Genomic DNA, 22500 nt, shown 5'->3' on the forward strand with positions numbered 1-22500 from the left:
TTCGGCCAGTGGCTTGTGTTACAACTCTTTCGGATTGCGCAAATCCCACTTTTCAAGCGTTGCATCAACCCGCCCATCTGCAGTGATGAATACATCTACATCATTTGCTTCAGCAAAGAACCGGGCCGTAAACACTTCCTCTCCTCCATTGACAAACAACTCAATCGAGCTGGTGTCGAGGAAGATATGAAGATCTTCAAGCTTATCCAAAAAGCAGCTGCGGCTTTCAATCTTGCCATCGATGAACCGCTTTCTCTCTAAGGTCAAGCGCTTCATATGCTGAATATAGACGATTGACAAGTTTTTTCGGATTTCGATTTTTACTGTGTCGGCGAGATTTTGGTGGAAACAGGCTTTGATTTCACTGACTGTCCCGGCCAGTTCTGGCCAAGTTTTTGTTTCATCTTCGATGCTTGTTTTGCACTGGAACCCATTCGCCTCCCGCAGCTTTTGGAGTTCTTGCACCGGCTTTTGAATAATCCGGTTGTTTTTCAGTTCGATTTCCCGGGGGATCGTCAAGGCATGCACCCAGCCTTTTTCAATGGTTGGCTGGTGGGATTCCTGTTCGTCTGTAATTCCCATCCAGCCCAGCATGATTCTTCTCCCCAGCTGATCTTGAAACGTTTGGGGGGCATAGAAATCAAACCCACGGTCCAGTTCGATAAATTCGCCGTGTGGAAACTCAGTGGTTCCGACTTTCCATTTCCCTACAAAGTATCCTGACTGGAACACATTGTGGTAAAAGCTTTCTTTTGCCTCCAATCCTTGAGGCGACACGATCAAAATGTCGTTTCCATCCAGTTCAAAAAAATCGGGACACTCCCACATATAGCCGAAATCAATCAATCCGTTAAGCCGGTTCCCAGCAAGCGTTCCTTTTAACTCCCATTCCTTCAAATCGGATGAAGCAAACAGGACAACGGCACCTTCTTGAGAAAAGGTTTGCGCACCTATAACCATGTACCAGACGCCATCTCGTTTCCAAACTTTCGGGTCCCGGAAATGGGACGTGTATCCTTCCGGTAGCAGAACCACAGGGCCTTTTTTCTCAAAAATAAACCCGTTGTGGGAAACAGCCATACATTGATATGTTTCAAGTATATTGTTGTCATGTCCAACGTTCCCGCTGTAGAACAGCACCATGTCTCCATCAACTTCAACAGCACTTCCGGAAAAACATCCGTCTCTTTCATACCACTCACTCGGAACGAGTGATGGCGGGTGTTCTTGCCAATAGATGAGATCTTGGGATGTGCAGTGTCCCCAGCATTTAGCTCCGTGTACAGTCCCAAACGGATTCCACTGGAAAAACACATGATAAGTGCCTTTATACTGGATGAGTCCATTCGGGTCATTCAGCAGACCGACCGCGGGCATTAAGTGGTATTGCAGCCGGTGCGGATCAATGTGGTTGTCTTTTTGGTAAGTTTCTAGTGTGTGATTCAACCTTTCAAACCAGTTTATAGTATTCATGGCAAACTCCCATTTCCAGTAGTTTTTCAACTAACCTTCCCCTAAGCGTTCGTTTCCACAAAGTTCACATTCTCAGTTTCTGTCTTTGAAATCCCCCAGCCGGCTGCTCGGCTATTGCCATTTTTCCATCTCATCTTCTAAAGCAGAATGATTAAATCACTAAAAAGTTTCACCTTCAAAAGCGGCTCTTATCATGTAGATTCCCCCTTAAAAATTATTATCTATCTATTCTAATAATACGCCTAAATGATTTAAAAGTCTCACAAAAGATAAAATAATATTAGTTTTTATTCAGCTTTTTGACTATATAGTTACAATATTTTGGGTTCTGTATTTCTTATTCAAAATTTAAAAAAATCTTGATTGCAAAAGCCAAAATCGAAATTCCCTTTACTTCCTCCACCCCTTCCGCTACACTAGACCCATCGGGGCAAACCCCGGACCACAAAAAAAACTGCATACCGTTTTCTGCACTGGGGGTGCCCGATTTTCGGCTGAGATGCAAGCGCAAGCTTCGATCCCTTATGACTCGATCCAGATAATACTGGCGTGAGGAAGTGCGGTGACTTTCCGCAATTGGATCTTTCTTGAATTTAATTGGCATGGAATAGTGGCTGCATCTTCACGGATGCAGCCTTTTTTTGTGCAATTTTTTTGAGGAGGAGAATTTATTATGGAACCACTGCAATGCGGCACAAGCCCGATTGTCGGATTTCGCTTTTCTTTGCATCCGATGACCGGCGATTTTATCAAAGTAATCAAAGGGGCTTTGAACGAAACAGATACAACGAACGTCTGGATGCATACCGATGACGTCTCGACTGTGATTCGTGGCAAACAGAACCATGTCTTCAATACGGCGAAAGCACTTACGCTGCACGCAGCCAAGACCGGCGAACATGTTGCATTGTCCGGAACATTTTCAATCGGCTGCCCGGGAGATTCTGCGGGCGATGTCTACTTGGACAAAGATGACGTACTGCTGAATACCGATGACACGAAGCAATACGTGTCATCGCAATTTGCGCTGTATCCGATGAACAACCCGGATTACATGACCGTTATTTACCGCGAAGTCGACCGTGCAAAGGCGCAGGGCGTCTTTAACGAATCGATGCATTACGCGAGCGGCATCCACGGCGATATCCATGAGGTCTTCGCGTTTTACGAAGAAGCATTTACGAATGCCCGCTCCGAAGAGCACCGCCATTTGGTCATGACGGTATCAATGAGCATCAACAGTCCTTCGCATGGAGGCAAAAACGATGCTTAAATCGTGGAAGCTGAAAGAAGTTGTATTGATGTCGCTGTTTGCCATCGTGTTTGGCATCGTTTATTTGCTGTTTGTCCATCTTTCGAATATCTGGGCCGGCATTATCGGACCGATTGCCTATGAATGGCTGTTCGGCATCTGGTTTATCGTATCGATCATTTGCATGAACATCATCCGGAAACCGGGAGCTGCCGTACTGTCGGAATCGATGGCGGCGGCAATTGAAGTGCTGCTCGGCAATGCAGTTGGTCCGCGCCTGCTGTTGTCCGGCATTGTCCAGGGACTCGGAGCGGAAGCGGCGTTTGCAGTGACCGGATACAAGCATTTCAATCTGGCGGTGTTTATGCTTGCCGGAGCCGGATCTGCTGTATTCAGTTTTGTGTACGGCTATTTCATCTCCGGCTACGCAGCGCTTGATCCCTCATTTGTGGCCTTGATGTTTACGTTGCGTGTCTTAAGCGGCATGGTCATCGCCGGCATCGGCGGTAAGTACATTTCAGACGCCCTGCTTGCAACCGGTTCGCTTCGAGGCTATGCCATTGCCCGCGCAGAAAAAGGTGATGCCGGTGCATGAGCCGGTGTTTTCATTGAAAAATACCCATTTCCGTTTTCCGGATGACCAGGAAAACACGCTGAAAGATCTTACATTCGATATCTTTCCGGGAGAGCGCGTCGTCATATCCGGGCCGAGTGGCAGCGGCAAAAGCACTTTGCTGTACTTATTGAACCGGTTGTATCCGCTGAACTGCGACGGAATTCTGAGCGGCAGCATCCGCATGTTCGGCAAAAGAGCAGAAGATTATACACCCGGAGAAATCAACTACCGGGTCGCAACCGTGTTCCAGGACCCCGACTCCCAGTTTTGCATGCCGACCGTTGAAGCAGAACTGGCGTTTACACTGGAAAACCTCCATGTCCCTTTTACGGAAATGGAGAGCCGGATAACAGATGTCCTTTCATTAACTGAATTGACGCCAATGCGCCATGCGGTGATCCAGTCTTTATCGGGCGGCATGAAACAGCGCGTGGCAACCGCATGTGCATTGATCATGAAACCGGAAGTGCTCTTGCTGGATGAACCCATTTCCCATCTCGACCCCTATACAGCCAAGCAGTTTATCACCTGGCTAGACAGGCTGCAGAAACAATTTGGATTGACGGTTGTGGCTGTCGAGCACCGGCTTGATCTTTGGGAATCATTTTTCGACCGCGGTATCCAACTGGACAAAGACGGACGCATTCTCGCTGATCAGCGCTTTGTCCAAAGGGCGGCAATGACATTCCCCAGACGGGTAACTAGTCTTCGAGAACCCTTTTCTTTGCGGGTTTCCGGGCTGTCCACTAGCGTCAACGGGAAAAGCTTGCTCCATCCGCTGTCGTTTTCCGTCAAGCGCGGGGAAGTCACGGTCGTTGCCGGGCCGAATGGCAGCGGAAAATCGACATTGCTGAAGACGCTGTGCGGCATCTACAAAAGTTCTGGCGGAACCGTCGAATCGGACGGCCTCGGCTACGTGCCGCAATCGCCTGAGTACCTGTTTCTGACACAGCGAATTAAAGATGAAATAGCCTATTCGGCTTCGTCTACTCCAGCGGAGGTCCAGAATTTGATGGAGCGCCTGCGGTTAACAGACATTCAAAATGCGCATCCGTTCGCTGTCAGCCACGGGCAAAAGCGGCGGGTCGCAATCGCCGCGATGCTCGCAGACAAACGGCAAGTGCTGCTGATGGATGAACCGACTTCCGGGCAGGACGCTGCGGCACTGCAGGCATTAGCGCGGTTGATTGCAGAACGGGCAAACGAAGGCATATCTATTTTGATCGTCACGCACGACATGGAATTTGCAGCAGCCGTTGCCGATTTCATTCTTCTTATCAAAGACGGTAGACTGACGGGGAAATTTGCGTGTAAGGAATTATGGGCTAATGAAGAATTGCTGGAGTCGCATCATTTGCTTGTGCCAAAAGGAGTGAAGCTTCGTGCGGAATCTTTTGCATGACATGAACCCGTCCGTAAAATTCATTGTCGTGACTTTGTCAATGGTCGCCATTGCCTTTTTCTTCAATCCCTGGACACCGCTGATTTTCTGGATGGGTGTTTTACTTTTCCAAGTTTTCCTGAGCCGGCTCAATTGGAAAGTATGGGCGCTGTTCATGCTGCCGTTTGCTATCGGTGCTTTCGGTTATTTATGGACAACCATTGTGTTCGGCGCAAAAACCGGCGGCCAAATCATCTGGTCGTTCGCCGGCTTGGATATCACCGATGAACAACTGGAGACAGCCCTGTCCCTCTCTTTCCGGGTCTTGGCGTTTTCCACTTTGTCTCTGATGTTCGCGTTCACAACCGATCCGGTAAAATTTATCATGAGCTTGATGCAGCAATTGAAATTATCTCCGAAAATTGCTTATGGCGTGATGGTCGGCTATCAATTCCTTCCGGTCATGAAAGACGAATTCACTCAAATCCAACAGGCACAGCGCTTGCGCGGAGCCGTCGAGGAAAAGAATGTATTCAAGCGGCTGCTGGATATGCGGCGAGTGCTGATGCCGATGCTTGCCGGCGCTGTGCGTAAAGCGGAACGCTCCGCTTTCGCCATGGAAGCCCGCGGATTTACCGGTGAAGCACGAACCGACTATTACCAACCCATCCGGATTGGCCGCATTGATTTTTGGATGTCTGCCCTTTTTGCATTGCTGCTGGCTGCCAGCTGTCTGGGAGGGATTTGGTTAAGCTGAATATAAAAAAGGAAGTGAAAAGCTGGCGCCTTCGCTTCCTTTTTTTCTTTTGTGTCTTTGTACGTTGTTGCTGGTTTTGAATTTTATTAAATTACCTTATGTAGTTTTATACAAGTATTACACTTATAGGACTACATAATATTTTTATTTGGTAAATCCCTTCACCTTACTTCTATTAATTCGTCTAAAGGCAGTTCCAGTGCACGTATGCATAAATGCTCTTTCATTTCTTCGAACTCTTCATATTCCTCCGCTGTAAAAATCTCTTCCCTGCCTTTTTTCAAGAACTCATAAAAGACCGGCGGCAGGAACTCTTGTTTCAAACTGACTTCCACTTCTTCACCGGATTTTCGTCTAAACACGAACGCGTAAGACGTCGGCCGGTATGGATCATACTGCGCCATCGGGTAAGCCGTATCCACTTCGTACTCTCCGCGCGTGGCAGCACGTGTAATAAATTCAAATGTGTCCCGGAATCCAGGTCCACCGTGGCCGGCCAAGATGGAGATGTCGCTGCGTTCAGGTATTTTGTCTCCGTAAAGCGCTTCAAACGCCGCTTCCATCATGCGGAATGCTACGCCGATTGCCATATAGGCTCTTGTTCCATGGAATTTCCGGATATCCTGAAATTCAATTTCCAGTAAATCTTTACGGTCGTATACTTGTATGCTCTTCATTTGAATACCTCCAGTAGGATATAGTCCTTTTCCTTGGAAAAGGCAGCTGCAATGATTTATACATTTTCACTCAATTTCATGTTTCTTCTTTTTATTGATCCAGTAAACCAGCAAGGCGGCACAAAATACGGCTACTATGGTTATCCAATTTACTTTTCCGGCATCTTCGTCCAAATCCGCTTTAACCAAGGCATTGCTTTTCATTTCTTCTTTGCTTGCCTCTTCCGAAACATGTAATGCTTTTGGTTCAATGACGGCATATTGAATAGCTTCTGTTTGCTGCATTTCCCCCGAGCCTGTTTGTCTATCTTTTATATCCGGTCCTACCCAGGATTTCACAAGCTCCATGCCTTCCCAGATTTCAGGATCAATCGATTCGCTTTGAATTCGCGGATGAACGCCCAACGGATACCGTTCACTGCCTATTTCCAAGATATAGCCTTTTTCCGAAAGTTCAACGGCTGTAATTTCTCCAGTCGGCCCTGCCGCAAATCCTGCACGTGTGAAGAGCGTATGCCCATCTACTTCCACATCCGCATGGTCCGCAACAAATACCGCAAATTCCCCCCGCGTCATCGTTTGTCCCGGATGCTCCAGCACAAGCCTGCCGCCAAACAATACCGTATTAACCAGTCCGTAATCGACGGCTTTTCCTCTAAGAAAGTCCGGCAAATTCTTTGCAAATGGCGAATGCGATATCCAAGCTTCGAAGTCCGCTGCCGTCAAAAGATCTAGCGGGCGAAATTCCTGGGCTCCACTTCCTGAGATTAGTCCAAGTGTATTGAGCAATAGAATATCCGCTGCCGCTTCGCTATAGGCAATGTCACTGTATACGGTTGCTTCGTTGGTTACATGCGCTGACGCTTGCGATGATGCAAAAAAGCTCAGCGCCAGCAATAAAGCTATTTTCTTCATCCGCTTCACTCCTATTTCCGGTGTATCTCAAGCGCACCATCCGTTTGAGTAAAATACGGATTATCGATGCCGGCTATTTTCTGCAGGGCTGCATAGTCCAATTTAAATCCGTGCAGTTCCTCCAGCAGCTCCTCCGGCAAATAAAACCCGTTATAAAATCCGGCTTCAAAGACCAGTTCTGCAGATTGTCCATCGCCTTTTTGAAGCACCTGACCCAATAAAATAACATGAGCGTATTGCAGTTCATATTCGACGTAAACATGGTCTTTCCGGAAAAAATACTGCAGCCGGCTTTTTTCGTTCAGCCAGGATTCGGCCAATGTTCTATCCTCTGAAACGGCCATCCAGCTGCCAAGCTCCGTATGAATCCGCTCTTGATCGGCTTTGAGATCATCAATCAATTCATATTCCACTTCCGATACCCAGTCGATATCCAGGTAATTCGCAATCTGTTCCAATGGAAGATCTGCATTTTCCGTTAAATACTGTTCGCGCGCTAACAAGTTCTTTTCAATGGCCCCTAAAAGTTTTTCATGGCCTTTTAACGACTGCTGGGCAGCTTTAAGCTGCTGATAATGCAGGTAAAGGTCATTCAGGCTAAGCAAATAAGCATCGATGCCCCGCTCTAGCTGCCAATGGCTTCCCAATAAATCGGCAGCATCATGACCGTCTCCCATCATAGAAAGCCATCCATCAAGGCCCGAATCTGCATAAAGCTGCAGCTGTTCGACAGCCAGTTGCTGATTTTCTTCAAACCGCTTTTTTTGCTTGTCCACTTCCGGCTGCAAGTCCTCGATTTGGTCTTTTGTCTGCGCCATTTCTGCTTTCAGCCCGTCAATCGTCGTTTCATCATAAACAATCGCCAAAAAGTTAGCGAACGCCCCTGTCATATGGGCAGATGCAGGAAGCATAACCAAAAACGCCAGCGCCATTCCAATAACAAGCCGCTTAGCCATCGGCAATCCCTTTTCTTGTGGACAGGCGGCTTGCCGCCAAGCCAATGACTAAAGCCAATAGCAGCTGCAGGACCACTACGGCAGCAATATCCGAACCTTCCAATCGGCCGAGAAACGGCAGCTTGTCGAGAAACGGAACCAAAACGGCCACTTGAAAACAGACAGTCAACAGGATGGCTATCGCCGCCCCAATGAGACTGAACAAAGCCGCTTCTATCAAAAATTGTGCTCTTACAGCTTTCGGACTCATTCCTACAAATAATTTCACGGCAAGTTCCTGCTGCCGTTTATACAAAGCGAGATGGAATGTGAAATACACCATCAAAAAGGCGATTCCGACTAATGCGGCGGCTGAAGCCGTGCCATAGCGCTCTAAATTGGTGATCCAGGAATCCAGCAGGATGGCCATTTGCTGCGGGTACACCACTTGATCAATGCCGTTGATGGCTTCCAGTTCTTTCGCAATATCCGCCAACTCGGTTTTATCGGCAACTTGCAGCTTTACCGCATCCTGCATGGCACCATTCCGGAAAGCATCCATCAAATGCTCTTTGCCATTAAAAAAACCTGCCAGTTTTTCTAAATTTTCATTTCCGTTTTCAACTCTAGCCTTTTCGACATACTCTTTTTCCGCTAGAATAGCGGCTACTTCTTCTGCATTCAGCGCTTCATTAATATACACTTTCATTGTCAGCTGGGATTCCACGTAATCAATCGCCTCTACAGCGACCAGCCGAACGGACAACAGGATTCCAATCAGCAGCAAGGCGAGCGCAATGAAGAAGATGGAAGCGAACGTACTTAATGGGTTGCGCTTTAAACCCTGCCAGGAATCTTGCATCATATAGTCAACTAAATGCCTGTTCATGAAGCCTGCCATCCTCTATTGTCCAAATTTTTGCATGCTGTTGCTTCAGCAGCAGTTCGTCGTGTGTCACAATGAGCATCGTCATGTTTTCTTCTTCATGCAGCTCTTTCAGCAACTGCAGAATATCCGCCGCCGTTTCTTTGTCGAGGTTGCCGGTCGGTTCATCGGCCAGCAATAGACCGGGCTTGTTGAGCAAAGCGCGTGCAATGGCCACCCGCTGCTGCTGTCCACCGGATAAAGAGTTTGGAAAAGCAGTTTTCTTATCGGCCAGACCTACACGTTCAAGCAGCCGCATCGCTTCCCGTTCAATTTCTTCCATCGGTGTGCCGACCGCTCTGCCGGCCAGTATGATATTTTCGAAGACGGTCTTTTGTTCAATCAAGCGATACGCCTGAAACACGACACCAATTTCCCGCCTTAACACATGCTTTAAAATTTGGCTAATCGGTATTTGGCGAAAGCGGATATCCCCTTCATCCGCTTCCGTTTCCCGGTAAAGCAGTTTCAGCAAGCTGCTCTTCCCCGATCCGGAAAGGCCTTGCAAAACAGCAAAATCCCCTGTCTCCAGATGGAAGTCAGCGTTTTGCAATACAACATCACTGCCATAGCGTTTCGTGACTTTCGACATTTGGATCATGTCAGATCTTCCCTTCTTCAAGCCATGGCAGGAAACCTCTGAGAAAACTCTCTGTCGCCGGCATAAAATAAGAACCGTAATGGTAATCGGGATCCAGTGTCGTATTGATCCATATGCCTTTCGTATTCACTTTATCTATGTACATCACTGAACCGCCGTCTTTTGTTGCGACAAGAGTTTCGCAGCCTTCCATCGGCCAGTAAACACCGTGCTGGTGCCATGTGGCATCTTCAAGCGTCAAGTAATTCTGAAACAGATCATGCTCGTGCCCGGGCAATGCCAAACCGCTGTCCGCATCTTTTTCGAGCCACCACCAGAAGTTTGTCGGACGGAACTCCCAATTGTGTTCCGGCAGCCAGTCAAACCCTTGGGGTCCGAATGTCACCACGATGCGCCCGGACTCAGCAAAGGCTTTGATTTTCCCGACATTCGCTTCCAGCAGCTTCAAATGGGTTTGGGAAGGAATCAGCAAAACATCAAGCGAATCCAGGTCCGCTTCGGCGAACTCCCTTATCGGTATCAGCCGGTGGATGTGCTTTGCGAATTCTCCTGTTTTATAGGTGCGGCTATGCTGGGAACTGCCGCCGTACAAGACTCCGATTTTTCTCATGACGCCACCAATCCTTTCTGAAGGGCTTCGTATTCTTCCAGCACCCAATTGCGCAGCTGCATGCTGATGCAATCTGTCGACTTTTTCTCATCGGTTTGCATATAGCCGAACAAATCAAACCCGACATGCGCAAGGATCGTTCCGTTCGTGCTGCTGCGGTCGATATACGTAATCGGTTCGCCTTCATTTAATGTTAAGAGCACTTCGCCGCCTTCCGGAACGGGATGGTGGCCGCGCGCAAAAAATCCGGCGACGCCTTTTTTCAAGGTCATATCGTCTTCCTCCACACCTCGGAAAATCGGATGGTCGCTCACTTTTTTAACCCGGTAATCGGAAAAACGCTTGATGTCTTTTGCGATAAACGGCTTTCCGCCCGGCAGCCAATCCGTTACCAAGTTGCCGCAATATATGACCACTTTCCGGTCGTCCAGGAATTCCCGGATGATGTGCCTCATGTCATATAAGTAATCCTGATCAGAAAAACCCGTCACCACAAGGCATTTATAGGGTGACAAATCCGCTTCCCCTAGTGAATAAATATCAAGAAATTCAAAATCCGGCTGATCGGCAACCCCCTGTGAACGGGTCCGCGCAAAAATCGTACCGGCGTCCAGTACTAAAAAATCTGTTGTCATAATTATTCTCCTTTGCTGTTCTCCAATTTTTTTAATGCTTCTATCAATCGAATCGTAAACGGATGATCCGGCTGTTCGATAACAGAATCGGTTTCTCCTTGATCGACGATGCGGCCTTCATACAGAACCAGCAAACGTTGGCAGAAACCTTTCGTCAACGCGATGTCGTGTGTGATAAACAAATAAGCGATGCCGAACTGCTTATTCAACTTTTTCAGAAGGACAAGCAGCTCCAGCCGCAATGACGTATCGAGCATCGAAGTGGGCTCGTCGCAAACAATCAGTTTCGGCCGGCATACGAGCGCCCGGGCCACCCCGACACGCTGCCGTTCTCCGCCTGACAGTTCATGCGGGAAACGCATCGCATATTTCTTTGGATCAAGCGACACCAATTCCAGGGCTTCCTCAACCCGCATGCGCCTTTTTGCCGGGTCTTTTTCACTCTTCTGGATGAGCAAGGGCTCTTCCACTAAGTCTGAAATGCGCATTCGGCTCGATAAGGAGCCATAAGGGTCCTGAAAAATCATTTGGATGTCTTTTGCGAATACCCGCCGCTTCTTTCCCGTCAAATCAGTCAAATCACAGCCATCAAACCAGATGGTCCCGGCATCTTGCTGTTCCAAGCTTGCGAGTATGCGGCCCACTGTGCTTTTTCCGGCACCGGATGCACCGATCAAGCCGACAATTTCCCCGCACTGCAAGCTGAATGACACATCTTCCAACACCGCTGTCTTTTCTTTTTTCGTTTGTCCATATGCTTTCCGCAGGCTGTCTACATTCAGCAACAAGCTCATCTGCCTACCACCGCTTCCTGTTTCTTTTCAGTCAATAATGGAATCGAATCAATAAGTCTCCGCGTATAGGGATGAGTCGAATGCTCGGCCAATTCCAGCGATGCACCGCCATCGACGATATAACCGTATTTCATAACGGCAAGCCGGTCGGTGATTTTCAGTACAGCCGGCAAATCGTGCGAAATGAAAATCATCGATAAGTTCAATTCCCTCTGCAGTTTTTGCAGCAGTTCCAGAATTTCGACCTGGACCATGACATCAAGCCCTGTGGTCGGTTCATCCGCAATGACAAATTTCGGCCGGTTGATGAGTGCCATTGCAATGACGACGCGCTGGCGCATACCGCCGGACAATTGATGCGGAAACGCGCGGCGCCACTTCAACTCAAGCCCGACTTGCAGGAGCGCTTCATCGATTCGGCGGCTCAGTTCGGCAGCCGGTAATTTATAATGCGCTCCAACCGCTTCTGCCAATTGTTTTTCGATGGAAATGACCGGATTCAGCGCGTTCATTGCGGCTTGCGCGATATAGCCGATTTGATTGCCCCGAACTTGGCGGATTTCTTCATCGCTGAAACGCTGGAGGTCTTTGCCTTCAAAATAAATGCCTTCCACTTCCATCCGGGCAGGCTCTTTCAACTGCTGGATGATGGCAGAAGCGACCGTGGTCTTCCCGCTGCCTGATTCTCCAACAATCCCCATCACTTCTCCTTCGTTCACATAGAGCGATACGTCCGAAACGACCGGCGTGTAACGGCCCTTTTTCGGATATTTGACGGTCATGCCGTCAATGCGCAGCACCATGTTTTTTTCCAGTAGGTCTTCCCGCACGACAATGTCCTGCTTTGGCCGCTTTCTTGCCGGCACATAAGCGCGCAGCCGAGGATTCACTTTTTCTTCCAAATAATAGCCGATAAACGAAAAGGCCAGTACGACGAGGACAATGCAGATGCCCGGCGGAATGATCCACCACATCCATGCTTCCGTTAAAAAGGCGCTGCGGTTATTCGCGTAATACAAAATACTGCCCCAGCTCTTCATAAGCGGGTCGCTCATGCCAAGGAAACTCAGCGAAGACTCCAGCAGGATTGCGGCATTGACCGCCCCAACAAATTGCGGGATGAACAGCGGGAAAACGCCGGGCAGGATGTGTTTCTTAAATAGATAGAAATGCCCGGCACCCATCGATTTGGCAGCGAGCACCGGACCCGCGCCTTTGATCGACAAGGTCTGGGCACGGATTTGCCGCGCCTTTCCTGCCCACATCACCAGCGTGATGACCAAGATTTGGGTGAAAGCGCCGGGCCCGATATAAACGGCAATGACAAGCATTAAAGGCAAAAACGGCAAAGTCAGCACCACATCAATGAAACGCATCATCAAGGTTTCAAACCAGCCGCCAAAATAACCCGAAAATACCCCGATCATGCCGCCGATAAAAGTGGCAATGACAGCAGTTGCAATGCCGATGAACAACGAAGTACGGGCGCCGACTGCCAGCTCAGCCAGGATATCCTGTCCCATATCATTGGTTCCGAGCCAGTGCCCGGCACTTGGCGGTTGGAATGAAGGCCCGCTTTGTTCATAGGCGTCATGGGGAATCAGCAATGGACCAAAAACCGCAAACAAAATCATTGCAGCAGCCATTGCCACTCCTGACATTCCGATGATTTTTGTTGATTTGCGCATCAGCCTTCCTCCTTTATGCGTCTTACCGATTTAGCCCGTGGGTCAATCAACGGATAGCTGAGATCTGCCAGGATGTTTGCTGCAACAACGCCGGCCGTAATCATCAAAAAAACTGCCTGCATCATTGGAAAGTCCCTCGCTACGACGCTTTCATACAACAGCCGACCGATTCCGGGATAAGAAAATACGGTCTCTACGACGACAGAACCGCCGATCAAAGTACCAAGATTCATCATAAAATGGGTATAAACCGGCAATAGCGCATTGCGTAAGCCGTGATTGAAGATCAAACGCTTTTTGGTGACGCCTTTCGCTTCTGCCATCACGACATAATCCTGGCCGAGCGATTCCAGCATCGACGACCGCGTCAATAGATAGTTCGATCCGACTGTGGCAATGCTAAGTGTTGCAATCGGCAAAACGAGATGCCGTGCAAGGTCCTTCAGCCAGCCGAGCGCCGTGCCGTCCTGGACGATCGACATCGCACCATAAGTCGGAAACCAGCCAAGCTGCACCGCGAATATGGCGATGAACAGCATGCCTATCCAAAATCCCGGTACCGCCTGGAAAGTCAGCATCACAGTCAACATGGAAACATCCCTTGCCTTGCCGCGGTTCCAAGCAGAAAAAGCACCGACAGCAACGCCGGCCAAAGCACTCAAAAGCATCGCAGGGCCAATTAGGATCAATGTCCAAGGCAGCCGTTCCAATATCATGTCCATTGCCGGCAGGCCGTATTTGATCGAAACGCCGAAATCGAAACTGACAATTCCTTTCAGGTAAATGATGTATTGTTCAAACAGCGAACCGCCAAGTCCCATCGAGTCGAGCGCTGTCTGTTTTTGAGCAGCTGTCAGTTCTTTCAAAGTTCCTTCATCGAAGAAATACAATAACGGGTCGCCCGGAGCTAAACGCGGCAACAGAAAATTAATCGTGACAGCCACAAACAGCACCAAGGCATACTGGATCAATTTTTTCCCGAGAGCTGAAAAATTGGAATTCATTTTATCAACCACCTTATTCAATCAGCTGGGGCTTTGTAGCGGATACCGCTTGCTGTGTTTTTTTCGGCAGGAATGAGTATTTGTTGATGACGCCGTATCCCAGAGACTCCACATATCCATCAAATATGGAAGAATTATAAGCATAGATTTCCTGCGGATAATAAAGGGCAATAGCGGTCGGTTGGCTGTTGTACAATTCCTGCATATCAAACGAAATCGCTTTGCGGTCTTCGATAGTGGCGGCCGCCATCCAGTCGGCAATCAGACGGTCCATCTCCGGGTATTCCAGCTCTTTCGACCAGAGGTAACCAGATTTGTGCGACATGATGAATTGATCCGGATCCGCTACACCATGAGGTCCGATTAAGCTGACGTATGCTTCGAAATTGTCTTCTGCAACATCAGCAGCATATGTTGTGGGGTCGATGGCCTTCACTTCAAATTCCAAGCCCGCCTGTTTCATCTGTTCCACCAACAGTTCAGCTGTCCGGACATAAATCGGTTCGCCGGCAGAAACTTTGATGGCAAGCGCCAATTTTTTGCCGTTCGGCATTTCCCGGTAGCCGTCGCCGTCCTGGTCTTTGTAGCCCAGTTCATCAAATGCCGCGTTGGCTTTCGCCAAATCAAACGGCGTCGATAATTCAGGATTGGTCCACGGTGAAGCCGGATGCGGATAGCCTTGGTCTCCGGCTTTTCCTTGTCCAAGTAAAATAGTGTCAACAATCGACTGGCCATCAACAGCAAGCGACAGTGCATGGCGGAATGCACCGTCATTGAATGGTGCCATTTCGTAATTAACGCCGAACTGCACAATGGACAGCGCTGAGGTTTCCGCCAATTGCATGTTTTTGTCAGAAGCGAATGAAGAAACGAGTTCAGCCGGGACCGTCCGGGACGACACGTCAATTTCACCGGAGCGCAGCGCATTGAACATCGCTGTTGAATCTTTGATGACCGGCATTGTGAGTGAACCGACGGTAGGGGTTCCCATGAAATATTCATCATTGGCTTTAAACTGGTACGATTGGTCGGCTTGGTAATCAGTCAATTCGTAAGGGCCTGTACCTACCGCCAAATTGGTGAATTTCCGCGGGTTTTTCACATCGCTCCAGATGTGCTCAGGCAGGATCGGCAAATCGGCGAATGTAATGGAAGCCAGTGACGGACATGCATAAGCACATTCAAATTTAATGGTTTCTCCGTCTTCTTCTATTTCGATAAGGTCAATTTTCGGCACTTCGCTGACATGGTGCGTGTGGCGGTTTGCCGGACCGTCGCGGTAATATTCGTATGTAAATTTAACATCTTCTGCTGTGAATTCTTCTCCATCGTGCCATTTGATGCCGGAGCGGATTTTCACAGTCCATGTCTTATCGCCAAGCTGTTCCGCACTTTCCGCGAGCCACGGAATCGGTTCATCAACATATGGAGACGGTGAGAACAGCTTGTCGTAAACCAGATCGGTCATCCAATCCAGATTGCCTGTGTAAATATTCAGCGGTCCTACATCGGTATGCAAACCGATGGTCAGGTTTTCCACCCGCTCCGTTTCTGCAGCAGCCGTTTCACTGCTTGCTTGTTGAGTATGTTCATTGCCGCAGGCTGTCAATAGCAGCATCAGTCCTGCAAGTATACATAAACCTTTCTTTTTCATCGCCATTTCCTCCCGGGTATTTGTTTTCTTTTTTTACTTTACTCATTTAACTTAGCACCAGTGAGAATGATTATCAATTTCAGCGAGAATGAAGAAAGTCGGCTTTTCCTTCTGTCCAAAGCCTTTGAACCACTAGTATTATTTTTCTTTATGGGCTTATAAGGATTGCTTATAGCCAAATAAAAAAAGCTTTCCTCATGGTTAAGAGGAAAGCTTTTCGGTGATATGCCGGCAATAAGCCTGTTCGGAAGGACTAAGTTCCTGGCTGGGGTCAATGACAAGTCCGTTCTCCCTCACGATGCGCATACCTTTAATGGAATGGCATACCAAGGAAGCATCATTCAGATCTAAGGCTTTTTTGGGTATGAACGACACGCCTGTATTTTGTTCCAATGCTTTTTTGATGATTTTAAAATCGGTCATTTGCATATAGAAAACCGCAACACCTTTTTCCTTGAGGGCTTGTTTGACAAGATCCTGCAAATAAACGCTCTGAGTTAGCAGTACCGGCAAATTCTGTAAGTCCTTTGCGTAAATTAGCTTCCGTTTGGCAAGAGCGTGCTCGGATGAAAAGACCAAATACAGCTCTTCTTCAAAAAGGGGCTGGATCTTATAAGATTGTTGAATCTGCTTATCCGCCGGATAGATGGGCATGATGGCGAATTTCGTTTTTTTCTCAATCAGATTTTTTCTAAGTTCTTTATAGCAGTGCCCATTGATTTCCCATGGACATTGCTGGCAGCATGGATACCTGGCATCAAATAATTCTCCATAATAATTCTCTGCTATGTAATGGCTCATATACAAAGCTACTGGCTGTTGAATAAGTCCAGCGGATGCCATAGTCCTCTCCATTTCCTCATACAGTTTAAGCAGCTGCTCCGTCTGCGCTTTCAGCAGAATGCCTTTCTCCGTTAATTCTATGCCGTTATTTTTACGAATCACCAGCTTTGACTGGTAATGTTTTTCCAAATATTTAATCTGTTGGCTGACAGAAGGCTGTGAACAAAAAAGCCGTTTGGCTGCTTCTGTGTAAGACCCGCATTCAGCCAGTACCTTAAACGTGTTCAGTTTTACTAACATGGCGCATCTCCTTAGTTGATAATGATTATCAGTATCATTAATTATAAGCGATTTTTGCTTTTTAAACAATGAAACCCTGTTTATTGCTCTTTATATAAAACTTGTTACTTCTTCGCTTTATTTTCACGGGACTGGAGATGTATTTGCTCTATTGAAAACTAATATTGGAAAAGGAACTTCAATTATCTTAATGTCATTTCTATAACCGATAAAATTTGCCTTCCTTCTTCATAAAGATTTGTTGATTGCAATTTTTTCTTGTTTTCTTTGTCTTTTGTGTTGTTGGCTTTACTTGAATGAATATAAATACCCTTATGTAATTTTCTACATGTATTAGAGAAAAATCGATTTATTTCTAAAATGAAAATAACAGCCGCTTTTGCTTGCGGCTGTTTCATTACTTTATCTCGGAGCTTCTAAGGATCGCTTTGTTATAAATCAGCCCAAAGCCGTTTTTTTCCATGTTCCGGGCTGAAACGGTATTCGGTTCGGTAGTCACCGTGATATGCGTACAGCCCTTCTCTTTTGCATAGCGGATGCGCTCTTCAATCAACCGGTTCTGATGTCCCTTCCCCTGGTATGCCTGAACCGTGCTGGCCAAAAACAATTCGCCTAGCCGCCCGTCGATTGCCAGTGTCCCGCCAGCAGCGCTTTCCCCGTTATCCTTCAGCAGAAACCCCGTATTGCCGGGAACTTCCAAAAATGTCCGAGTAGCTTCCATCGTTTCTTCACTGACCGTATTGTCTTTTGAAATGCCGAGGGCTACAGTCCAAGCCCATTCAAAACTGTCTTCATTAGCCACTACTGCAATCTCCACCGTGTTGCCAGGGAATGATTTTTCCACAGGCTTCCAAGCTTTCAAATCCAGCACCCACACCGCCAAAAATTGCTCCAATGTATAGCGCTGTTCCTGCAGCAATGCCAATAACAGCGGATCACAAAACGGCGTCAATTCAAAACGGGCATGCGAAATCCCTTTTTTGTTCCGAATGAACTCTTCAATCTGCTCCACGTCCCTTTTCGCTAGCGAATCTTCCATGCCGAATCCAACGCCGAAACTCATGCTCCCTGTATAGAAAAAATCACCTTTTCCTTCGAGCGATAAACAAGCCGAATTGGCAAAAGGGTTCCGTTCCAGCTGCTTTTCAATATAGTCTTTCGTTCCTTTTCTCTTTATATACTCAATTTTCTTTGCCAGTTCTTTGTTATTGACGAGTGCCATACAAAACACCTCCAAAAAGTCCAAAAGGCATCCAAATTGAAATCCAATTTGAATGCCTTTCTTTTTAAAGACTATCTGTCGTTCCATACGTAATTTCATCTTCGTCGTGCACATCTACACCATTGTTGACATGAACAATCGTCCGCAGAATCAGCTTTCCTTTTGGATTTTCCAAAATCCAGCGTTCATCCGGCACAATTTCAAATTGATGCATGACTGCAGCTTTCGATTTGACCGAACCGATAAATTCGAGCGATTGTTTGGCGACAATGTTTTCGATGACATCAAAGTCGCTGTCTTCCCGGTAATTTTCAATTTGCTTAATCACATTCAGCTCAATGAATTCGATTTCCTGGTCGCTGTTGCCGCCGGTAAAATAGACCGTTCCATTCAATGTCTCGCCTTCTTCTAAATGTGGCCTTTCTACGACTGTATTGACTTTCAGTGAACCAATCCCAATAGAGCTAAGAAATTGTTTAAAATGCATAAAGTTGCACCCTCCAGTATTTACTAGTCCTTCTTTACCACTATTAAGCCTTTTTTAAACCGTTACTGCAATTCGGTGTAATCGTATTGATGGTCCAGATTGGATTCATGTTTGTTGTAGCGCCGTTTGAACAATTTGTAGAAATGGGCCACAAGCACTTTCAGAATGGCATAAGCCGGTATTCCGAGAATGACTCCTGCTATGCCGAACAAGGAACCGGCTGTCAGCAAGACAAATATGATCGTAATCGGATGGATGATCATTGTTTTCCCCATAACTTGCGGTGAAATCAAATTGCTCTCAAAAATCTGGACGATGGTCCAGACAATGCCGACTTTCAGCAGCATAAACGGCGAAATGACGATGCCGACAATTGCAGCCGGCGTAAAAGCGATTGCCGGGCCGATATATGGCACCACACTCGTCACTCCTGCCAGGAAGCCGAACAGCAGCGCATAATCCAGGCGGATGATTAGGAAGCCGATGTAAACCATCACCCCGATAAAGATGCCGACAATGATTTTCCCTTGGATATAGGCCCCAATTTGGCGGTCCGCTTCACGAAATACCGATCTCGTATCTTCACGGAAACGCGGGGGCATCAATTTCAGGATATATTCAGGGAATTTTTCTCCGTCTTTCAGCAAGTAAAACAAGATAAATGGCACAATGATGATCGATAGAACGACCCCCGTCACGGTGCTGATAAAATCCGTCAACCGCGCCAGCAAGCCGGTTGCAGTTGTTTGGAACGTTTCATTAAACGTCGTCGGCAGCGTCGTCAGCAGCTGTTCGATATTAAAGCTCGAATCCACATAGTAATCGCCGACATAGGAAGTGCGCAAAAAGGCATCCAAATTGGTCAACAGCTGCATGAAATAATCCGGAAACTCCATAATCAGCCGCTGCGTCTGTTCGCGCAGGAACGGCAGCACCAGGACGATAAGCAAGGTGATCAATCCTGTCAACGCCACAAAGATAATGACAATTCCCCAAATGCGCGGAATTTTGAGTCCCTCGAGCATCCGAAGAATCGGCCGCAGCAAGTAATACAGCACGAGCGCCAAGATGACCGGCAGGAAAATGGTCCGCATAAACAATAGCAGCGGATCAAAGATGAACGACACTTCCCGGAAAATGAAAATGACCAAGCCGATCAGCACTAAAGCGATCAAGGTGAATAAAGTATTGGTTCCTCCGAGAAAACGGATAAAATTCGTATTGAAAAAAGATTGTTTTTCCGTCTCCATGCCACTCCTACTTTCTTTAAAATTCGTTATGCTACTATTTTAGCATATTATCTGACATTTTAATTAAGTGGTTGGGACAAAAATTCAGAAAGGGCTTGTCGGTTTTGTTCCACATCAATTTCCAAAACAGCTCCTGCATTCGGGTAGCGGGCATCCCAAAACGTACCTTTGACGGGTACCGTCAAACGGCCGATATCACTCTTCCCGCTTTTGGCAAGCTCCATCGCAAGCTTTACCTGGTCGGATGTCGGCAAATCGGTCTCGATATAGCCTTGAACTGCTCCTGCCAGTTTTGGATATTTAGGAATTGCCGAAACGCTGATCATTTCATCTTTTAACGCGGCCAGAACTTGCTGCTGGCGGCGTACACGCCCGAAGTCGCCTTCACTGTCTGCACGGAAACGCGCATACCCTAGCAGTTCTTTGCCGTTCAATGTATGAGTACCCTTAGTTAAAGAAACTCCAATTTTTTCAGACATATCTTTCTCTACATCAATTTCCACACCAGTTGGTGCAGCTATGTCGACCATTTGCTCAAAATTTGCGAAATCGATTTGCGCTACATGATGGATTTCTAATCCAAACATCTCACGCAACGTATCGGCGAGAAGATTGGCACCCCCCAAGTAATAAGCAGCATTCAGTTTGTATGATTGGTATCCCGGAATATCTGCATAAATATCACGCATAAATGAGGTCAATTTCACTTCGTCTGTATTTTTATCGTGCGACATCAGCATCATAGTATCCGAACGAGACTTTTCTTCCCCGCGTGAATCCACTCCGATGATCAAGATATTCTGAAAATCTCCATTCTCTGGGTCTCCGTCAAATTCCATTTTAGGCAAATCTGTATTTTCAGCTAGTTTGTATCCACTTTGAAACTGCACAACAGCATAAATTCCGGCCGCGACAATCGCTAGAAACAGCAGGAATAAAATGCCTCTGAATCGAAGCCTTTTTCTTTTGCGCCGGCTCCGGCTTGGCTTGAGTTCTTCTTCCATAATCTACACGTTCCTTTCTAGTTGATGCCTTACATGGGACGTCATAAGGCATGAAGAAGTTTCTGCTCAACTATTATAAACATATTTATTGTCGTAAAACAGGGGGAGTGGTAAGATTTTTTCTATATTAAGGCGAAAGGAGCCACCTATATGACAGAAAAAGCTACATTTGCAGGCGGCTGCTTCTGGTGCATGGTCAAACCGTTTGACCAGTTCGACGGCATTGAACGCGTCGTTTCCGGCTATACCGGCGGCTATGTTGAAAACCCGTCCTATGAACAAGTAAAAACCGGTACTACCGGCCATTTGGAATCAGTGGAAATCACTTTCCAGCCAGACGTTTTTCCGTACGAACAGCTGCTTGAAATCTTTTGGCAGCAAATCGATCCGACCGACAACGACGGCCAGTTCCAGGATCGCGGCTCCCAGTACCGCCCCGCCATTTTTGTCCACACCGAAAAACAGCGGGAGCTGGCCGAACAATCGAAGCGCGACTTGGACGCAAGCGGCCGCTTCAAAAAGCCGGTCGTCACTGAAATTCTGGACGCCGGTCCGTTTTATGCGGCTGAAGATTATCATCAGGATTTCTACAAGAAAAACCCGGAACACTACAAAGAAGACCGCGCCATTTCCGGACGCGATGAATTCCTTTCTGAAACTTGGAAAAAAACCGAAGCCAGCAGTTAAACCGGCTATTTTTGTGCAGTGCGAAACCTATCATGGTTTGGCACTGTTTTTTTGTAAATGACGCATAGCGACCAAAAATCAAAAAGGCGCCCCGTTTGCTGGACGCCTTTTCTTCTATTATAAATTATTCAATGCAACTTTTTGGCCGCGAACAATTTCTCGCAGTTCCAGCAGTTCCCGGATTTCGTAGCTTGGCCGGATGGAGGTGGGATTTTCTTTGCCAAACGGGTTGTACCAGCAAGTATCGATGCCGTAATTATGGCCGCCTTGGATATCCGAGCTCAGCGAGTCGCCGACAATCAATACGCCTTCTTTTGATGACAGGCCAAGCTGTCTGAACGCATAATCAAAAATCCCGCTCTGCGGTTTCTGGTAGCCCGTTTCTTCTGAAATGATCACATGCTCAAAGCGGTCGCTGAGCGGGGAATTCTGGATGCGCGCTTTCTGCACTTCCCCAAAGCCATTGGTGATCACCGCGAGCGTGCAGCCTTGAAGGCTTTCCATCAGTTCATCCGCGCCGGGCATCAAATGCGACTCCTGGCCAAGGAAATCCAGATACAACTTTGAAAAAGCTTCGGCGCTGATATCCAGCTGGTGCTCCAAAAACAAGCGCTTGAAACGTTCGATGCCCAAATCGCGGATGGCAATCTTTCCTTGTTCCAAGTCCTGCCAGAGCACTTGGCTGATTTTTCGGTAGCTGCCGTGGTAATCAGCGAAGCCGGTCGGCAAATCGTGTTCCATAAACGTATTATGCAACGCAGCCGTTTCGGATTTTCTAAAATCCATCAACGTATCGTCAATATCAAAAAAAATCGTCGTGTATTGTTTCATGGCTCGTCCCTTCCTTATC

General features: G+C 47.4%; 24 protein-coding genes and 1 riboswitch. Of the genes, 5 read left to right on the plus strand and 19 right to left on the minus strand.

Annotation, left to right across the window (positions count from 1 at the left end):
• Nucleotides 1-18 precede the first annotated feature (18 nt).
• Nucleotides 19-1503 (minus strand): glycoside hydrolase family 32 protein, encoded by a 1485-nt coding sequence (locus QWY22_RS11190; RefSeq protein ID WP_300980960.1) that lies wholly within the window; start codon nucleotides 1501-1503, stop codon nucleotides 19-21.
• 435 nt (nucleotides 1504-1938) lie between these two features.
• A riboswitch (TPP riboswitch) is annotated at nucleotides 1939-2046 on the plus strand.
• A 100-nt stretch (nucleotides 2047-2146) separates the two neighbouring features.
• Here QWY22_RS11190 and QWY22_RS11195 point away from each other — a divergent pair.
• The 4 genes from QWY22_RS11195 to QWY22_RS11210 are packed head-to-tail and all read left to right on the plus strand — an operon-like array spanning nucleotide 2147 to nucleotide 5479.
• The gene (locus tag QWY22_RS11195; RefSeq protein ID WP_300980961.1) at nucleotides 2147-2746 is read left to right on the plus strand and encodes a YkoF family thiamine/hydroxymethylpyrimidine-binding protein; all 600 of its coding nucleotides are present in this window, start codon (nucleotides 2147-2149) and stop codon (nucleotides 2744-2746) included.
• Nucleotides 2739-3320 (plus strand): ECF transporter S component, encoded by a 582-nt coding sequence (locus QWY22_RS11200; RefSeq protein WP_300980963.1) that lies wholly within the window; start codon nucleotides 2739-2741, stop codon nucleotides 3318-3320. Before QWY22_RS11195 ends, QWY22_RS11200 begins: the two co-directional genes overlap by 8 nt.
• A complete protein-coding gene (locus QWY22_RS11205) occupies nucleotides 3286-4743 on the plus strand; it encodes an ABC transporter ATP-binding protein (protein ID WP_300980964.1) in 1458 nt (485 codons plus the stop codon). Before QWY22_RS11200 ends, QWY22_RS11205 begins: the two co-directional genes overlap by 35 nt.
• A complete protein-coding gene (locus QWY22_RS11210) occupies nucleotides 4724-5479 on the plus strand; it encodes an energy-coupling factor transporter transmembrane component T family protein (RefSeq protein ID WP_300980965.1) in 756 nt (251 codons plus the stop codon). Before QWY22_RS11205 ends, QWY22_RS11210 begins: the two co-directional genes overlap by 20 nt.
• Nucleotides 5480-5640: 161 nt before the next feature.
• On the opposite strand, the gene QWY22_RS11215 is transcribed toward QWY22_RS11210, so the two are convergent.
• The 17 genes from QWY22_RS11215 to QWY22_RS11295 form a co-directional block, all read right to left on the minus strand.
• The gene (locus QWY22_RS11215) at nucleotides 5641-6156 is read right to left on the minus strand and encodes a hypothetical protein (RefSeq protein ID WP_300980966.1); all 516 of its coding nucleotides are present in this window, start codon (nucleotides 6154-6156) and stop codon (nucleotides 5641-5643) included.
• A 66-nt stretch (nucleotides 6157-6222) separates the two neighbouring features.
• Nucleotides 6223-7071 (minus strand): hypothetical protein, encoded by an 849-nt coding sequence (locus QWY22_RS11220; RefSeq protein ID WP_300980967.1) that lies wholly within the window; start codon nucleotides 7069-7071, stop codon nucleotides 6223-6225.
• Nucleotides 7072-7082: 11 nt separating this feature from the next.
• Nucleotides 7083-8027, minus strand: a complete 945-nt coding sequence (locus tag QWY22_RS11225) for a hypothetical protein (RefSeq protein ID WP_300980968.1) — start codon at nucleotides 8025-8027, stop codon at nucleotides 7083-7085.
• Nucleotides 8020-8895, minus strand: a complete 876-nt coding sequence (locus QWY22_RS11230) for a cell division protein FtsX (protein ID WP_300980969.1) — start codon at nucleotides 8893-8895, stop codon at nucleotides 8020-8022. Before QWY22_RS11230 ends, QWY22_RS11225 begins: the two co-directional genes overlap by 8 nt.
• Nucleotides 8876-9532: a cell division ATP-binding protein FtsE gene (locus tag QWY22_RS11235; RefSeq protein ID WP_300980970.1), complete on the minus strand. Its 657-nt coding sequence runs from the start codon at nucleotides 9530-9532 to the stop codon at nucleotides 8876-8878. The genes QWY22_RS11230 and QWY22_RS11235 overlap by 20 nt, the downstream gene beginning before the upstream one ends.
• A gap of 1 nt (nucleotide 9533) precedes the next feature.
• Nucleotides 9534-10142 (minus strand): hypothetical protein, encoded by a 609-nt coding sequence (locus QWY22_RS11240; RefSeq protein WP_300980971.1) that lies wholly within the window; start codon nucleotides 10140-10142, stop codon nucleotides 9534-9536.
• Nucleotides 10139-10777 carry a phosphate starvation-inducible protein PhoH gene (locus QWY22_RS11245; RefSeq protein WP_300980972.1) on the minus strand — a complete coding sequence of 213 codons (639 nt, stop codon included), beginning with the start codon at nucleotides 10775-10777 and terminating at the stop codon, nucleotides 10139-10141. Before QWY22_RS11245 ends, QWY22_RS11240 begins: the two co-directional genes overlap by 4 nt.
• A 2-nt stretch (nucleotides 10778-10779) precedes the next feature.
• Nucleotides 10780-11571 carry an ABC transporter ATP-binding protein gene (locus QWY22_RS11250; protein ID WP_300980973.1) on the minus strand — a complete coding sequence of 264 codons (792 nt, stop codon included), beginning with the start codon at nucleotides 11569-11571 and terminating at the stop codon, nucleotides 10780-10782.
• Nucleotides 11568-13259: a dipeptide/oligopeptide/nickel ABC transporter permease/ATP-binding protein gene (locus QWY22_RS11255; protein ID WP_300980974.1), complete on the minus strand. Its 1692-nt coding sequence runs from the start codon at nucleotides 13257-13259 to the stop codon at nucleotides 11568-11570. The genes QWY22_RS11250 and QWY22_RS11255 overlap by 4 nt, the downstream gene beginning before the upstream one ends.
• Nucleotides 13259-14263: an ABC transporter permease gene (locus QWY22_RS11260; protein WP_300980975.1), complete on the minus strand. Its 1005-nt coding sequence runs from the start codon at nucleotides 14261-14263 to the stop codon at nucleotides 13259-13261. Before QWY22_RS11260 ends, QWY22_RS11255 begins: the two co-directional genes overlap by 1 nt.
• Nucleotides 14264-14276: 13 nt before the next feature.
• Complete coding sequence (locus tag QWY22_RS11265; protein WP_300980976.1) at nucleotides 14277-15917, minus strand: ABC transporter substrate-binding protein; 1641 nt, start codon at nucleotides 15915-15917, stop codon at nucleotides 14277-14279.
• 201 nt (nucleotides 15918-16118) lie between these two features.
• Nucleotides 16119-17069, minus strand: a complete 951-nt coding sequence (locus QWY22_RS11270; protein ID WP_300980977.1) for a LysR family transcriptional regulator — start codon at nucleotides 17067-17069, stop codon at nucleotides 16119-16121.
• Nucleotides 17070-17182: 113 nt separating this feature from the next.
• Entirely contained in the window at nucleotides 17183-17398 is a 216-nt protein-coding gene (locus tag QWY22_RS11275) for a hypothetical protein (protein WP_300980978.1), read from the minus strand.
• The gene (locus QWY22_RS11280) at nucleotides 17398-18222 is read right to left on the minus strand and encodes a GNAT family N-acetyltransferase (RefSeq protein ID WP_300980979.1); all 825 of its coding nucleotides are present in this window, start codon (nucleotides 18220-18222) and stop codon (nucleotides 17398-17400) included. Before QWY22_RS11280 ends, QWY22_RS11275 begins: the two co-directional genes overlap by 1 nt.
• 64 nt (nucleotides 18223-18286) lie before the next feature.
• The gene (locus QWY22_RS11285) at nucleotides 18287-18709 is read right to left on the minus strand and encodes a sporulation protein (RefSeq protein WP_036803264.1); all 423 of its coding nucleotides are present in this window, start codon (nucleotides 18707-18709) and stop codon (nucleotides 18287-18289) included.
• 62 nt (nucleotides 18710-18771) lie between these two features.
• Complete coding sequence (locus QWY22_RS11290; protein ID WP_300980980.1) at nucleotides 18772-19959, minus strand: AI-2E family transporter; 1188 nt, start codon at nucleotides 19957-19959, stop codon at nucleotides 18772-18774.
• A gap of 59 nt (nucleotides 19960-20018) precedes the next feature.
• Nucleotides 20019-20963: an LCP family protein gene (locus QWY22_RS11295; protein WP_300980982.1), complete on the minus strand. Its 945-nt coding sequence runs from the start codon at nucleotides 20961-20963 to the stop codon at nucleotides 20019-20021.
• A gap of 150 nt (nucleotides 20964-21113) precedes the next feature.
• On the opposite strand from QWY22_RS11295, the gene msrA reads away from it, so the two are divergent.
• Entirely contained in the window at nucleotides 21114-21650 is a 537-nt protein-coding gene (gene msrA, locus QWY22_RS11300; RefSeq protein ID WP_300980984.1) for a peptide-methionine (S)-S-oxide reductase MsrA, read from the plus strand.
• Between the two features lie 117 nt (nucleotides 21651-21767).
• On the opposite strand, the gene QWY22_RS11305 is transcribed toward msrA, so the two are convergent.
• Nucleotides 21768-22481 carry a YjjG family noncanonical pyrimidine nucleotidase gene (locus QWY22_RS11305; protein WP_300980985.1) on the minus strand — a complete coding sequence of 238 codons (714 nt, stop codon included), beginning with the start codon at nucleotides 22479-22481 and terminating at the stop codon, nucleotides 21768-21770.
• Between the last annotated feature and the right edge of the window lie 19 nt (nucleotides 22482-22500).

The organism is Planococcus liqunii (assembly GCF_030413595.1).
GTDB lineage: Bacteria > Bacillota > Bacilli > Bacillales_A > Planococcaceae > Planococcus > Planococcus liqunii.